The sequence below is a fragment of the Streptomyces sp. BBFR102 genome (assembly GCF_051397025.1).
Taxonomy (GTDB): domain Bacteria; phylum Actinomycetota; class Actinomycetes; order Streptomycetales; family Streptomycetaceae; genus Streptomyces.
In genome coordinates this window covers 331,170-344,438 of the sequence record NZ_CP195757.1, presented here as the reverse complement: position 1 = coordinate 344,438, position 13,269 = coordinate 331,170, and the positions used below count along the sequence as shown (strand labels likewise).

Annotated in this window: 12 protein-coding genes, 2 pseudogenes and 1 riboswitch; of the genes and pseudogenes, 4 read left to right on the top strand and 10 right to left on the bottom strand. The window is 75.0% G+C overall.

Going from position 1 to position 13,269, the window contains the following annotated elements:
- Positions 1–548 precede the first annotated feature (548 nt).
- Positions 549–697, top strand: a pseudogene (locus ACSLIC_RS01580) (zinc ABC transporter ATP-binding protein); the annotation flags it as partial.
- Between the two features lie 196 nt (positions 698–893).
- On the opposite strand, the gene bioD reads toward ACSLIC_RS01580, so the two are convergent.
- The 3 genes from bioD to bioB all read right to left on the bottom strand — a co-directional run bounded on the left by bioD (position 894) and on the right by bioB (position 4,251).
- Positions 894–1,613, bottom strand: coding sequence for a dethiobiotin synthase (gene bioD, locus ACSLIC_RS01575; RefSeq protein WP_436735875.1), 720 nt, complete (start codon positions 1,611–1,613; stop codon positions 894–896).
- An 81-nt stretch (positions 1,614–1,694) separates the two neighbouring features.
- On the bottom strand, positions 1,695–3,035 hold the full coding sequence (locus tag ACSLIC_RS01570; RefSeq protein WP_436735874.1) for an adenosylmethionine--8-amino-7-oxononanoate transaminase: 1,341 nt from the start codon (positions 3,033–3,035) through the stop codon (positions 1,695–1,697).
- On the bottom strand, positions 3,028–4,251 hold the full coding sequence (gene bioB / locus ACSLIC_RS01565) for a biotin synthase BioB (RefSeq protein WP_436735873.1): 1,224 nt from the start codon (positions 4,249–4,251) through the stop codon (positions 3,028–3,030). Before bioB ends, ACSLIC_RS01570 begins: the two co-directional genes overlap by 8 nt.
- Before the next feature lie 174 nt (positions 4,252–4,425).
- On the opposite strand from bioB, the gene ACSLIC_RS01560 reads away from it, so the two are divergent.
- Positions 4,426–5,592 carry an 8-amino-7-oxononanoate synthase gene (locus ACSLIC_RS01560; RefSeq protein WP_436735872.1) on the top strand — a complete coding sequence of 389 codons (1,167 nt, stop codon included), beginning with the start codon at positions 4,426–4,428 and terminating at the stop codon, positions 5,590–5,592.
- Between the two features lie 31 nt (positions 5,593–5,623).
- Here the strand turns inward: ACSLIC_RS01560 and ACSLIC_RS01555 are convergent, their stop codons facing one another.
- Both ACSLIC_RS01555 and ACSLIC_RS01550 read right to left on the bottom strand, forming a co-directional pair.
- Positions 5,624–5,863 (bottom strand): DUF397 domain-containing protein, encoded by a 240-nt coding sequence (locus tag ACSLIC_RS01555; RefSeq protein WP_436735871.1) that lies wholly within the window; start codon positions 5,861–5,863, stop codon positions 5,624–5,626.
- A 9-nt stretch (positions 5,864–5,872) separates the two neighbouring features.
- Positions 5,873–6,736, bottom strand: a complete 864-nt coding sequence (locus ACSLIC_RS01550) for a helix-turn-helix domain-containing protein (protein ID WP_436735870.1) — start codon at positions 6,734–6,736, stop codon at positions 5,873–5,875.
- 251 nt (positions 6,737–6,987) lie between these two features.
- Between ACSLIC_RS01550 and ACSLIC_RS01545 the strand changes: the two genes are divergently transcribed.
- On the top strand, positions 6,988–7,419 hold the full coding sequence (locus ACSLIC_RS01545) for an ATP-binding protein (RefSeq protein WP_436735869.1): 432 nt from the start codon (positions 6,988–6,990) through the stop codon (positions 7,417–7,419).
- Between the two features lie 49 nt (positions 7,420–7,468).
- On the opposite strand, the gene ACSLIC_RS01540 is transcribed toward ACSLIC_RS01545, so the two are convergent.
- Positions 7,469–7,942 (bottom strand): C40 family peptidase, encoded by a 474-nt coding sequence (locus tag ACSLIC_RS01540; protein WP_436735868.1) that lies wholly within the window; start codon positions 7,940–7,942, stop codon positions 7,469–7,471.
- Positions 7,943–7,945: 3 nt separating this feature from the next.
- A riboswitch (cyclic di-AMP (ydaO/yuaA leader) is annotated at positions 7,946–8,116 on the bottom strand.
- Positions 8,117–8,782: 666 nt separating this feature from the next.
- Positions 8,783–9,394: an ATP-dependent Clp protease proteolytic subunit gene (locus tag ACSLIC_RS01535; protein ID WP_436735867.1), complete on the bottom strand. Its 612-nt coding sequence runs from the start codon at positions 9,392–9,394 to the stop codon at positions 8,783–8,785.
- A gap of 96 nt (positions 9,395–9,490) precedes the next feature.
- Here ACSLIC_RS01535 and ACSLIC_RS01530 point away from each other — a divergent pair, with 96 nt between their 5' ends.
- On the top strand, positions 9,491–9,796 hold the full coding sequence (locus ACSLIC_RS01530) for a type II toxin-antitoxin system Phd/YefM family antitoxin (RefSeq protein WP_436735866.1): 306 nt from the start codon (positions 9,491–9,493) through the stop codon (positions 9,794–9,796).
- A gap of 703 nt (positions 9,797–10,499) precedes the next feature.
- Here the strand turns inward: ACSLIC_RS01530 and ACSLIC_RS01525 are convergent.
- The 3 genes and pseudogenes from ACSLIC_RS01525 to ACSLIC_RS01515 form a co-directional block, all read right to left on the bottom strand.
- The gene (locus ACSLIC_RS01525; protein WP_436735865.1) at positions 10,500–11,717 is read right to left on the bottom strand and encodes a GNAT family N-acetyltransferase; all 1,218 of its coding nucleotides are present in this window, start codon (positions 11,715–11,717) and stop codon (positions 10,500–10,502) included.
- 50 nt (positions 11,718–11,767) lie between these two features.
- Positions 11,768–12,079: pseudogene (locus ACSLIC_RS01520) on the bottom strand (hypothetical protein); the annotation flags it as partial.
- Between the two features lie 18 nt (positions 12,080–12,097).
- Positions 12,098–13,066, bottom strand: coding sequence for a Rieske 2Fe-2S domain-containing protein (locus tag ACSLIC_RS01515; RefSeq protein ID WP_436735864.1), 969 nt, complete (start codon positions 13,064–13,066; stop codon positions 12,098–12,100).
- Positions 13,067–13,269 lie beyond the last annotated feature (203 nt).

The window sequence follows — 13,269 nt, the reverse complement described above, 5'->3', positions numbered from 1 at the left end:
CGCGGCAGCGCTCCTGAGGGGTGCCGGGGGCATCGAACAACGCTACCCATAGTAAAGCCCCAGCAAAAGCCACCGGAATGCCGCGGACGGCGGCACGCCGCGCTCCGTCGTCCGGCGACACGCTTCCCCCGGCGGGCCGACCCCATGGTGCTCGACGTCAACGACCAGGCGCAGAAGGCATGGGAGGCGTCCGGGTACCACTGCGAGGACCACGGGAGGCGATGGGTGAAGGCCCTCTGCCCCGGGTCGCCGGAGCCCGGAGCCCGGCGCGCGGACGGCGGTCGTCCCGCACTGATCGCCGGGCCCGGGCTGTTGCGGTGGACGGGACTTTCCTCAGAGGCGCCACGCCACAGGTGGCGGCCCCCGCACCTCGGGGAGACCAGACACGGCGGGTGACGACGCCAGCTCCGGGTGGTACCCGGAGCTGGCGGCCACCGGCGGGCGCCCAGCGCCGTACCGCCGCGGTGGCCCTGCCGTCGATCCCTCTTCTCCGATCTCCGCGGGGCAGCGCCTTCGCGTACCCGCGTCACATCCTTGAGGTCCGCCACATGTCCGACGTCATCGTCACCGTTTCCCAGCTCTCCTTCACCTGGCCGGACCAGACCCCCGACCTCGACGACTCTCCTTCACCGTCGGCGCCGGACGCACCGGCCTCGTCGCCCCGAACGGTGCGGGCGAGAGCACCCTGCTCAAGCTGGACGAGCCAGGCCGGCCACCTTTCGCCACGCCTGTGCGACGAACCGGAGGCGGCGCCGGCCCGGGTGCCGTGGCGCCCGCCGGCTACGACGTGGCCGCGCGGGTGGTGGCGCAGGCGCGAGACCCGGCCGAGGAACCGGCGGCGCTGTCCGGGTTCAGGGCCGGGCAGCGCAGATGACGGTAAGACGCGGGCCTGTTCAGCCCGCCGCCCACGTCTCCCGGAACCCCGCCGCGTCCCACCGCCCGTACAGCGCGGGCGCCAGCCATTTCGGGGCCGCCGCCCGGAACGCCTCCGGGCTGAGGCCCCCGGCCCCCCACGGGACCGCCCCCAGCAGCGGGGCGCCCGCCGCCTTCGCCAGGTCCTCGGTGTTGCAGCGTTCGGCGAGCCCCGGCCGCTCGGGCCAGCCCCCGATGACGGTGCCGGTGACCTCCAGGCCCCGGGCGCGGGCGGCCTCGGCGGTCAGAGCCGTCGCGTTGAGAGCGCCGAGCGCCGCCGGGACCACCACGAGGAGCGGTGCGGCGAGCAACCGGGCCGCCTCGGCGAGGGTGCCGCCCCGCTCGTCGAAGCGGACCAGCAGCCCGCCGGCACCCTCGACCAGGACCAGGTCGTGCTCGGTCGCCAGCTTGGCGGCGGCCTCCGCGACGTCCTCGGGGGACACCGGCGCCGCTCCCGCCCGGCGGGCTGCCGTCGCGGGAGCCAACGGGTCCGGGAAACGGGCCAGTTCGGCGGCGGTGACCGGGCCGGCGAGGCGGGCCACCTCGGCGGCGTCCCCGCGCTCGCCGGGCGACAGGCCCGTCTGGGCCGGTTTGAGGACGGCGACGGACCGTCCTGACGCGAGGGCGGTCGCGGCGAGCGCCGCCGTCACCACCGTCTTGCCGATCTCCGTGCCGGTCCCCGTGACCACCTGTACCGTCATCGCTCCGCTTCCCGGCGGCACCCGGCGCCGCCTTCTCCTGGCCTCGTCCCCACCACGTCTACCGCACCCCGCCCGGACGCCTCACCCCGCCCCGGCCGCCGCACAGACCGCCCGGCCGATCCGGGCGAGATCCGCTTCCCCGGTCACGTACGGCGGCATGGTGTACACCAGGTCGCGGAAGGGCCGCAGCCACACGCCCTCGCGCACCGCCGCGCGGCTCGCCGCCGCGACGTCCACCGGGTGGTCGAGCTGGACCACGCCGATCGCGCCCAGCACCCGTACGCCGGCGACCCCCGGCAGGCCGGCCGCGGGCGCCAGCCCGGCGCGCAGCCCGGCCGAGACCCGGGCCACCTCGCCCTGCCAGTCGTGGCCGGTGAGCAGGTCGAGCGAGGCGTTGGCCGCGGCGCAGGCCAGTGGGTTGCCCATGAAGGTCGGGCCGTGCGCGAGCACCGGGACCTCGCCCCGGGCGATCCCCGCCGCGACCCGGCCGGTGCACAGCGTCGCCGCCAGCGTCAGGTATCCGCCCGTCAGGGCCTTGCCCACGCACATCACGTCGGGAGAGACCCCGGCGTGCCCGGCCGCGAAGAGGGCGCCGGTGCGGCCGAAACCGGTGGCGATCTCGTCGAAGACCAGCAGCACCCCGTGGGCGTCGCACGCCTCGCGCAGCACCCGCAGCAGCGCCGGGGAGTGGAAGCGCATGCCCCCGGCCCCCTGCACCACCGGCTCCACGACCACCGCCGCCAGCTCGTGGGCGTGCCGCTCGACCGTCTCCCACAGGTGCGCCGTGTACGCCTCGGGGACGGGGGCGTCGAAGCCGTCCGGAGGCGCGTCGGCGAAGACCTGCCGGGGCAGCACCCCGGACCACAGGTCGTGCATGCCGCCCTCGGGGTCGCAGACCGACATGGGCTGCCAGGTGTCACCGTGGTAGCCGCCCCGCCAGGTCATCAGCCGGTGCTTCTCCGGCCGCCCCAGCGAACGCCAGTACTGCAGGCACATCTTGGCCGCCACCTCGACCGACACCGATCCGGAGTCGGCGAGGAAGACGTGCTCCAGACCCTCCGGCGCCAGCTCCACCAGCCGGGTCGCCAGCCGCACGGCGGGCTCGTGGGTGAGCCCGCCGAACATGACGTGGCTCATCCGCCCCAACTGGTCGCGGACCGCCTCGTCCAGCACCGGGTGCCGGTAGCCGTGCACCGCCGCCCACCAGGACGACATGCCGTCGACCAGCTCCGCCACCCCCTCGACGGGCTCCGCCAGCCGCAGCCGCACCCCGGAGGCCGACTCCACCACCAGCGGGTCGGAGCTTCCGGGCATCGGGCCGTACGGGTGCCAGACGTGCCGCCGGTCCAGGGCGAGCAGCCCCGCCGGGTCCGCCGGGAAGGACCCGGCGGGCGACAGCAGGGCCTGGGTGGGCTCAGGCATTGGGGGCGACGTCCGTTCCCGCACCTCGGCGCCGCACTGCCACCAGGTCGGTGCGGGCCTCGCCCGCCTCCCGCGCGGCCGGAACCTCGGGCTCCGCGTGCGCGCCGCCGCACGGGCCGCAGCCGCCGGAGGCCCCGGAGCCGCAGGCGTGCGCCGGTGCGCCGGCGTCCTCGGCCGCCCCGTGGCCGCCGCAGCCCCCCGGCAGCACGTCGGCGCGGTGCGCGGGCAGCGTCGTGGTCCCCGCGCCCTCCACCTCGAACCCGGCGTCCGCGATCATCTCCAGGTCCGCCTGGCCGGCCTGGCCCTCACTGGTCAGGTAGTCGCCCAGGAAGATGGAGTTGACCAGGTGCAGGGCGAGCGGCTGGAGGGTGCGCAGGTGCACCTCGCGGCCCCCGGCGAGCCGCACCTCCACGTCCGGGCAGACGAACCGCACCATGGCGAGGATGCGCAGCGCCCGCTGCGGGGTGAGGTTCCACTCGCGGGCCAGCGGCGTCCCCTCGAAGGGGATCAGGAAGTTCACCGGCACCGAGTCCGGGTCCAGTTCGCGCAGCGAGAAGACCACATCGACCAGGTCCTCGTCGCTCTCGCCCATCCCCGCGATCAGCCCCGAGCAGGCCGACAGGCCCGCGCCCTGCGCCCGCTGGACGGTCTCCACCCGGTCCGCGTACGTGTGGGTGGTGGTGATCTCCCCGTAGGTCGCCTCGGAGGTGTTCAGATTGTGGTTGTACGCGTCGGCGCCCGCCGCGCGCAGCCGCTCCGCCTGACCCTCCGACAACAGCCCGAGGCAGGCGCAGACCTCGACGTCCTCGTGGTCCGCCTTGATCGCCTCGATGGTCTTCGAGACCCGGTCGACGTCCCGGTCGGTCGGGCCCCGGCCGCTCGCCACCAGGCAGACCCGCTTCGCACCGCCGGTGAGCCCCGCGGCAGCCGCTTTCGACGCCTCCTCGGCGCCCAGCCAGGTGTACTTGAGGATGCCCGCCTGCGAGCCGAGCCGCTGCGAGCAGTATGAGCAGTCCTCGGGGCAGAGCCCGGACTTGAGGTTGACCAGGTAGTTCAGCTTCACCCGGCGGCCGAACCACTCACGGCGCACCCGGCCCGCCGCGGCCACCACGTCCAGCAGGTCGTCGTCGGAGGTGGCGAGCACCGCGAGCGCCTCGTCACGGGTCGGCAGCTCACGCCGAAGTCCCTTGTCCACCAGCGTCTTCAGGAGATCCATGCGGCTGATCCTGACGCACGGAGCCGCCCCGGGCCAAGGAGACTTCCTACAACGCCCCCGGTGAGTGCTGTGGGTATTACCACATCCTGCCCCGGCTTCCGACCGGCTAGTGTCTGTGCACTGCTCACAAACGGCGGCCCGGCCGCCCTGCCCCGGCGAAGCTGAGGACGGCCCATGCCCCACTCCACCCCCGGACCCGTCGGGCCGTTCGCCTGGACCAGCCGGGCGGCTGCCCGCCGCGCGGAGGCCGGGCTGACCCGCGCCCTGCGCCCGAGGCCCGCCGCCTGGGGCACGCTGGACCTCGCCGGCAACGACTACCTCGGCCTCGCCCGCCACCCGGAGGTCACCGAGGCCGCAGCCGGCGCCGCCCGCCGCTGGGGTGCCGGCGCCACCGGCTCCCGACTGGTCAGCGGCAGCACCGCGCTCCACGCCGAACTGGAGCGGGAACTCGCGGGCTTCTGCGGCGCCGAGGCCGCCCTCGTCCTCGCCTCGGGGTACGCGGCCAACCTCGCGGCGGTCACCGCGCTCGCCCCCGCCGGGACCCTGCTGGTCTCCGACACCGCCAACCACGCCTCGCTCATCGACGGCTGCCGGCTGGCCCGGGGCGCCACCGAGGTGGTCGCGCACGCCGATCCCGACGCGGTCCGCAAGGCACTCGCCGCCCACCGGGGCCCGGCCCTCGGCGTCTTCGACGCGGTCTTCTCCGTCGACGGCGACGCCGCCCCGCTCCCGGCGCTCGCCGCCGCCTGCCGGGAACACGGCGCGGGCATCCTCGTCGACGACGCCCACGGCCTCGGGGTCCTCGGCGAGGGCGGCCGGGGCAGCGCCCACGCCGCCGGGCTGGCCGGCGCGCCCGACACCGTCGTCACCCTGACCCTCTCCAAGGCGCTGGGCAGCCAGGGCGGCGCTGTCCTCGGCCCGGCCGTGGTGATCGACCACCTCGTCAACACCGCCCGCACCTTCATCTTCGACACCGGCCTCGCCCCGGCCGCCGCCGGCGCCGCGCTCGCCGCCCTGCGCCTGCTGCGCGCCGAACCGGAGCGCGCCGCCCGGGTCCGCCGTACCGCCCGCGACCTGCACGGTGCCCTCACCGCCGCCGGGTTCCAGGCCGCCCGGCCGGACGCGGCGGTCGTCTCGGTGCGCGCGCCCTCGGCCCAGGAGGCGGCCGACTGGGCCGCGCGCTGCCGCGAACAGGGTGTGGCGGTGGGCTGCTTCCGGCCGCCGTCCGTACCCGACGGCATCTCGCGGCTGCGGCTGACGGCCAGCGCCGACCTCACCCCGGCCGACCTGGACCGGGCTCTGGACGTCCTCACGCGGACGGCCCCGCCGACCGCCCGCTGAGCGGGGGAGGGCGGGGCCGCCTGAGCCGCTGTCAGGCCGTGGTGCCAGGGCCCTGCGCGGTGACGAAGCCCCGCCATGCGGCGGGGGAGAAGAGCAGTGCGGGGCCGAGGGCGTTCTTGGAGTCCCGCACGGCGAGCAGACCCGCGTGCGGGCCCGAGGTGAGTTCGGCGGTCTCCACGCAGTTGTTCATCCCGGTGCTGCGGCTGCTGCGCCGCCACCGGACGCCTTGCAGTGAGCTGCTGACCGGGACGTACCGAGGCTGTGCGGTCACGGCGCCTCCTTACGGGCCGTCGTCGTGCTTCTCGGCGAGGAGAAGCAGCGAGTCCTCTGCTGACAGCGCCCGCGCCTGAAGGGAGGCGAAGGCGTCGGCGTATGCCGAGAGGTCTTCTTTCCGCTCCAGATAGAGGCTACTCGTCAGGTGGTCAAGAACGACCAAATCCAGATCGTTCATGTTCGGAAAAGAGAAGATAACGAAAGGGCCGGTGAGGCCGATGTGTTCTCCCGAGGTGAACGGCAGCACCTGGACCACGACATGGGGGAGCGCGGCCGCCTCCCGCAGCGCCGCCAACTGGCCGCGCATCACCTCCGGGCCGCCGATCCGGCGGTGCAGCACCGACTCGTCGATCACCGCGCTCAGCTCCAACGGCCGGTCGGCCCGCAGCACCTCCTGGCGCGCCAGCCGCACCTCCACCAACTCGTCCACCTGCGCCTGAGGCACCCCTGCCAGGGAGGCCCTGGTCACCGCCCGCGCGTACTGCGGGGTCTGGAGCAGCCCCGGTACCACCGAGGTCTCCAGTGTCCGCATCCGCGTCGCCTGCGACTCCAGGCTGATGAAGTCCCGGTACTCCGGGGGCAGCACGCCCCGGTAGCGGTGCCACCAGCGCCGGTGCTCCCCGTCCCGCTCGGTGCCGGTCAGCGCCACCAGCAGTTCGCGCAGCCTCGGCTCGCGGACGTCGTAGGCGTCGAGCAGGCGGCGCACGTCCTCGGGCTTCACCCCGCTGCGGGCGGTCTCGATCCGGCTCACCTTCGACTGGTGCCAGCCCAGCAGCCCGGCCGCCTGGTCGCTGGTGAGGCCGGCGCGGCCGCGCAGGGCCTTCAGCTCGGCTCCGAGTTTGCGCCGGCGCACGGCGGGTCCGTTCCGCATGCGGGTCTCCTTCCGGTGGCCGTTTCGGTGCGGGCGACGCCGCCCATGGCACACCCGTGGGAGGGGCCGGATGCGGTCGCCCGTCGCAGAGTTCACCGCATCGAGCGACAGATATATGCACATCTTGAGGGATCGGCTCACGTGACGGACGACACAGTGGCAGTCTGACGTGGAGGCAACCGGTCCCGCCACACCCCGAGTTCATCCGTCCACGGGGCCGCGACCGGCTCCGAGGAAAGGGCGACGCAGCCATGGCAGACCACCACGAAGCAACCGTCACTCTGCCGAGCGATCCGGCCTCGGTCTCCGCCGCCCGCACCCACGTCCTGACCGTTCTCTCCGAGTGGGGCCTTCCGGCGGACTCCGAGGCGGCGGACACCGTCCGCCTGATCATCTCGGAGCTGGTCACCAACGCCGTCCAGCACACCCAGGGCCACTCGCCGACCTTCACCGTCTCCATGGCGCTCCACCAGGACGAGCGGCTGCGACTCGGCGTCACCGACAGCCATCCGCGCTGGCCCAGAAGGCTTCAGGCGGCGGTCCAGGAGGACAGCGGCCGGGGCATGGCCATCGTCCGCTGGCTCACCGCCGAGCAGGGCGGCCGGCTCACCGTCGTGCCGACCGCGGAGGGCGGCAAGACCGTCCGCGTCGACCTGCCCTGGCCCGGCACCGTCGGCGGCTGACCCGTACGCGTACGTCCGGGGCGTACGGGCCGGCCGCCGGCGGCGCCGCTCAGTTCACGCGCCCGTACCGCACGCTGCCGGTCCAGATCTTCTCCAGCCGCACCACCGCGCCGCTCTTGGGGGAGTGCCAGATCTTGCCGCCCCCGGCGTAGAGGCCCACGTGGTAGACGTGGCCGCCGGAGTGGAAGAAGACCAGGTCGCCCTTGCGCCGACTGGCGGCGGAGATCCGTTTGGTCCGGTTGTGCTGCTGCGCGGCCGTCCGTGGCAGCTTCTTGCCGGCCTTCTTGTACGAGTAGAGCGTCAGCCCCGAGCAGTCGAAGCTGCGGGGGCCTGTCGCGCCGTACCGGTAGGGCGAGCCCTTCATCGAGGAGGCGATCTGCAGCGCCTTGGCGGCGTGGGTGGCCGCCGCCGCCTCGGGCGCGGCGCCCGGGGCGACCAGGGTGGTGCTCATCGCGGCGAGGGAGAGGGCCGATACGGCGCCGGCCCGGGAGAGCAGGGACGGGACTCGATTGCGCTCAGTCATGCGTAACCCTTCGTCAGCCGCCTGTGAAGGATGACCTGTCGGGTTCGGACCTGCGAAGTCGCCCGGCCGCCGCGGCGGCTTCACCCCAAGGGCCGTGGGAGTCCGTCGCCGGTCTCCTGGGCCCGTCGTGCCTGGGTCCTCCACTCCTGCCGATCCACTCGGTGTCGACCTGTCGTCCGGACGGCGGCAGGACTCGGCGTCCGCCCGGACCGCCCCGCCGCTGCGGCGGGGGCTTGTCGTCCTGACGGATCTTCACGTACGAGGGCGGCGTTTTCGGGGAGGAGGGGGCGGTTTGTGAGTTCGGCCTCCCCTGCCCTGTTCGAGTGGGCACGGTGCGGGGCCCGGGCGTGTCCACGTCGGGACGCAGGGCCGGACCAGCGGCGGAGCGGCCGACGCGTAGACGGGGGCGGACCGCGTGCGCAACCCGGAGGGGCCGGGAAGAGGGGCCCGGAATACACCGTCCGGGGGTAGCCCGTACGGGCCGTTCCGGGCGTGGCGCGCCGGGCGTGTGGCGGGTTGTGCGCTCCGCCGCGCGGTGAACGGCGCTCGGCGGGGGCGGGGGAGCGCGACGGGCCCCTCCGCTGACGCCCCACCGGTCCGGAGGGCGTGCCCGGCGCACGGCGACGGCGGCCCCCGCTGTCCGGCTCCGGTCCTGATGAGACCCAGTCCCGCCGTCTCCCGGAGTGGGACGCGTGCCTCCGGTGTCGCCGCCCCCGCACCCGTCGGGCAGGGCTGTGCGGAGCCTCGGCGCCCCGGTTCACGGCGCGGCTGCGGCAGCGGCCCGATCGGCCCGTGGCACACACGGATGTCGCGGACACCGCACAGGATCCGCCGGATCCTCTAGCCCTTGCGGCTGCCGATCAGCTCATCGGCGAGGCCGTACGCCACCGCCTGCCGGGCGTCGAGGTGCAGGTCCCGTTCGATGTCCTCGGAGATCCGTGCCCGGTCGCGGCCGGTGTGGCGGGCGAGCAGTTCCTCCAACAGGGCGCGCATGCGCAGCAGTTCCTCCGCCTCGATGGCCAGGTCGCTGACCTGCCCCTCCACCGGGTCGGTCAGTGCGGGCTGGCGGATGACGGCCCGGGAGCCCGGCAGCATCAGCCGCTTGCCCGGAGCGCCGGCGGCGAGCAGGACGGCCGCCGCCGAGTTGGCCTGTCCGAGGCAGGTGGTCGCCACGTCGCAGCGGACGTACTGGAGGGTGTCGTAGAGCGCCGTCATCGCGCTGAAGGAGCCGCCGGGGGAGTTGATGTACAGCTGGATGTCCCGGTCGGGGTCGGCGTGTTCGAGGTAGAGGAACTGGGCCATGACGTCGGTGACGCAGGCGTCGTCGACCGGGGTGCCGAGGAAGACGATCCGCTCCGAGAAGAGCTTGCTGTACGGGTCCTGCGTCCTGGTTCCCTGTGAGGTGCGCTCGGTGAACTCGGGGAGGTGGTGGCGGGCGGTGGCGCGCTGCATGGAGGACCCCAGATCTCACGGACGGCGGTGCGGCGCTCGTTCGCCGCATCATCTGTAAAAAATGTACAGGACGTACATGACGTTATGATGGGCGGCATGGCGTACGAGATTCCAGTGACGCAGGCGCGCGCCGAACTGGCCGAGTTGATCAACCGCGTCGTCTACGGCGGCGAGCGGGTCGTCGTGACCCGCCACGGCAAGCCGCTGGTGGCGCTGGTCTCCGCCGCCGACCTGGAGCGGCTGGAGGCCGCCGCGGGCCGGGCCGCCGAGGAGCGGGGGGCGGCCGGGGACGAGGTCGTCAGCACTGTCTCCCACCTCGGCGAGGGCGGGGCGGGCGCCGCGTGGAACGAGCCCCGGCGGTACGGTCTGACCGCCGAGCACGGCGACCCCGGAGTCCACTGACGCGTGGTCGGCGGCCGTTCGGCCCCGAGTCCCGATGCCCGCGCCTGCTCCCCGCATACGCTCCAGCCCCGGGCCCGGGGCGATCCGCCGGTCCCCGATTCGCGAACTGGACGGGACCCAACGCCGCCGAAGCGGCGGCGCCTCGTCATCCGCCGCCACCGTGCTCGCGCGGGGAACGGCCAGATGCGGCCGGCGGTCGGCCGGCTCCGCGACGGCCCCGTGGCGGGCGGCGTGGGGCCGAGCAGCGCGAGGGCGCGCACGCGTCGCAACCCGACCCCGCGCGAGCAGGGGCCGGCCGTCGTCCGGCTCGGCCGCCGTCACCGCTGTCCTGCCCAGATTACGCGGCGGCCTCACCGGGTACGGCGTACGGCTCGTGGTGGGCCACGGCGCCCGCCTCGGCCGAATGCCGGAACGCTCGTCCCGGCGGCCGGGAGCGACCGGGGGCCGCCACCCGTGCCGAGGTCGAGGGGCCGAGGGCGACGTGCGGGTCGTCCTGCGCGAGGAACAGCCCCCAGCCGGACCGGCGGCCCCGACGGGACCCAGACCAGCCGCCTGGTGGCGCGCCGCGACGGGCGGACCCCGCTCGACCGGGAACCCGTCTACGGCCTCGGCGCTCCGGGAGGCTGGAGAAGCCGTGCCCGAGCCCGCGCTCCCCGGCTCCCTCCGCACCGGCTTGGGCGCCGGGGACGACGGTGCGCCCCTGTCAGAACCAGTGCAGGCAGTGCGGGGGGCGTTCGGTGCGGAACAGGGCGTCGGCGCGGGCGGCCGCTTCGGGCCGGTGGGCCCGGACGTGTCCGGCGCGTATCAGCGTGCTCGGGGCGGTGCCGCCCAGGTAGAGGGAGCCGAGGTCGCGGATGTCCAGGGACAGGTCGGGCTCGCGGTCCGTCGGGACGCAGTCGGCCCTGCCGTCCCGGACGGTCAGCAGGTGGCGCCCGCGCTCACCGAGGAACGGGTCGTCGACGTCGAGGACCAGCTCGCCGTCGAGGGACCAGCCGCGCGCGGTCAGCGCGCCCGGGACGTCCAGCAGCCGCACCCAGAGCCAGTCGGTGTCGCCGCTCACCTCCCCGGCGCGGAAGTCCGCGAACTGCCAGCGCAGCGGGTGGCCGGCCGGAACGTGCCTGAAGACGACCTTCGAGACCAGGTCGTGTCCGAGGGCGAACCGGGCCAGGGCGGTGAAGACGGTGTCGTCGGTGGCGATGGTCTCGTCCACGGTCAGGGTGCCCGCCTCGACCGCGTAGCTGGCGTAGCCGTCCGGGGTGCCGTCGGCGTCCCGGTGGACGGCGATGTAGCGCGGCGCCGGGGAGACCGGCGGCTGGCCCGCGCGCAGCTCCCACCAGCGGTGCGGGCGGGAGAGCGCGCCGGGCTGGGCGCGCCGGTACCGGTCGTAGACCTTCTCCAAGAGCTCGCCGCACTCGGCCCGGCGCAGCACCTCGACCGAGCCGGTCTCCGGCGCCGGGGCCCCGCCCCGCGCCCGGGGGGCGGCGAAGGCGGCCTGGTGGCGGGTGACCGTCAGTTTGGCCGTGCAGGTCGCCGGGCCGTAGCCGAACCTGCCGTAGATCGGGGCCTCGGAGGCCAGCAGGACGGCGAGGGACTCGCCGCGGGCCCGCAGGTCCGCGAGTTGCTGGCGCATCATCGCGCTGAGCACGCCCTGACGCCGGTGCGAGGGCAGCACACCGACGGCGCTCACCCCGCCGACCGGGACGAGGGCCCCGCCGGGCAGCGTCAGCTCGAAGGGGTACGTGGCGGCGGTGCCCACGGGCTGCCCGTCCGCCGTGGCGGCCAGCAGGCAGCGGTCCGCCTCCAGCGCCGACCACCACCGGCCACCGCCGTCGACCGGGGCCTCCGGGAAGAGCCCGAAGGCGGCATGGAGAGTGTCGACGAAGACCTCGAAGTCCTGGTCGGTCGTGGGACGGATCTCCATGCGGGTGCTGCCTCCTCGGAGCGGCGGAGACCACGGCTCGTGGTCCGTGGTCACAGTGCCGCACCGACCCGTGGCGGGTGCGCGTGGGTGACGGCCGGGCCGACGGTACCCCGCTCACTTCCCGGGTCGGAGACCGGCCCGCCTGCTCCCCTGGGGCGCTGGTCCTCCTCGGCTTTGACCTCGGGGGCTTTGCGGTCCACGTACTCCTGGCCGGAGAGGGCGAGGACCGCCGTGAAGAGCTCGTCGGTGACAGCGCGCAGGACGGCCTTCTCCTCGGCGAGCCCGGCGTGCCGGGAGAAGCCCGGCGGCTCCCCGAAGCGGATGCGGCGCGGAGTCGGGAGATTCCGGCCGGGTGGCTGTGCCCCCAAGGCGCGGCGGGGTCAGCGTCTGCGGGCCAGCGCCAGCCGGCTGCGGCGGGGGGTGCCGCGGCGCAGCCGCACCTCGGCCTCGCCGTCGGTGACCCGTACGTCGAAGGCGGGCTGCGGTGCGGTGGCGGGGCCCTCGACGTTCCAGCCGTCGGAGAGGCGGAAGACACTGCCGTGCCAGGGGCAGGTGACGCAGCCGTCGCTGATCGTCCCCTCGGAGAGCGGGCCGCCCAGGTGGCTGCAGTGGTCGGCGATGACCGAGAGCGTGTCGTCGGCGTCCCGCACCACCAGGACGGGGAGGTCCTCGATCATCCGCCGGACCGGTCGGCCCAGTGGGATCGTGGCCAGCTCACCCAGGCTGTGCCAGCCCGGCGAGACCAGGTGCGGGAAGCTCTCGGTGTGGTTGGCGCCGGAGGCCTGGCGGAAGGCGAGGTGCCCGCCGATCGCCCCGCCCGCCCCGACCGCGGTGAGTCCCGCCAGTGCCAGCATCCGCCCGGTGGCCTCCCGGCCGATGAGCCGCGCGCCGAGCGAGCCCGCGTAGCAGAACACCCCGGCCGAGTTCAGCACGGCGTGCGCCAGGCCGACCCGCAGCTGCTCCTTGTGCAGGTCCGCCCAGTCGGCCCAGCCGGTGATCGCGGCCGGCCCCGCCCCGGCCAGACCCACCGCGATGAGCACCCGCGAGGGCACCTTCGCCCCCGGCACCAGGTCCAGGACGGCCGAGGAGAGCCAGGCGCCGACCGGGATCTGCACCATGACCGGGTGCACGGGGTGGCCGAGCCACTTGCCGTGCAGGACGTCGCGGGCGGCCCGGGAGAGCGGCAGGGACCGCACCCCGCGCCGCAGCGGCTCGGCGACGGCGTCCAGGACCGAGGCCCGCTCCAGCCGGTCCATGGCACGCAGTACCAGGCCGGGGCGCTCGTTCTTCGGCAGGGCGCGGCGCAGCGCCGAGCGGACCTGTGCCGTCGTCGTCTCCGCGGTGATCATGTGGGACTCCCTCAGGGTCGGCTGCGGCGCCGGGCGGCCCCGGCGGGCGCCGGGCCCCTGGCCGTCGCGCCCATCCTGGGACGGCCCGCCGGGGCGCGCACCCCGGCCGGGCCGGGGCGTCACGGGTCGGCGCCCCTCTCGGGCGGGAAAATCGGCAGGGGAAGCGGGAGGGATTTCCGAGGCGGGACGCGATGAGAACAGGG

Excerpts from the sequence above, each read along its gene's own strand:
- bioD (WP_436735875.1), bottom strand. The coding sequence starts at position 1,613 with ATGACGGTACAGGTGGTCACGGGGACCGGCACGGAGATCGGCAAGACG.
- ACSLIC_RS01570 (WP_436735874.1), bottom strand. The coding sequence starts at position 3,035 with ATGCCTGAGCCCACCCAGGCCCTGCTGTCGCCCGCCGGGTCCTTCCCG.
- bioB (WP_436735873.1), bottom strand. The coding sequence starts at position 4,251 with ATGGATCTCCTGAAGACGCTGGTGGACAAGGGACTTCGGCGTGAGCTG.
- ACSLIC_RS01560 (WP_436735872.1), top strand. The coding sequence starts at position 4,426 with ATGCCCCACTCCACCCCCGGACCCGTCGGGCCGTTCGCCTGGACCAGC.
- ACSLIC_RS01550 (WP_436735870.1), bottom strand. The coding sequence starts at position 6,736 with ATGCGGAACGGACCCGCCGTGCGCCGGCGCAAACTCGGAGCCGAGCTG.
- ACSLIC_RS01545 (WP_436735869.1), top strand. The coding sequence starts at position 6,988 with ATGGCAGACCACCACGAAGCAACCGTCACTCTGCCGAGCGATCCGGCC.
- ACSLIC_RS01540 (WP_436735868.1), bottom strand. The coding sequence starts at position 7,942 with ATGACTGAGCGCAATCGAGTCCCGTCCCTGCTCTCCCGGGCCGGCGCC.
- ACSLIC_RS01535 (WP_436735867.1), bottom strand. The coding sequence starts at position 9,394 with ATGCAGCGCGCCACCGCCCGCCACCACCTCCCCGAGTTCACCGAGCGC.
- ACSLIC_RS01530 (WP_436735866.1), top strand. The coding sequence starts at position 9,491 with ATGGCGTACGAGATTCCAGTGACGCAGGCGCGCGCCGAACTGGCCGAG.
- ACSLIC_RS01525 (WP_436735865.1), bottom strand. The coding sequence starts at position 11,717 with ATGGAGATCCGTCCCACGACCGACCAGGACTTCGAGGTCTTCGTCGAC.
- ACSLIC_RS01515 (WP_436735864.1), bottom strand. The coding sequence starts at position 13,066 with ATGATCACCGCGGAGACGACGACGGCACAGGTCCGCTCGGCGCTGCGC.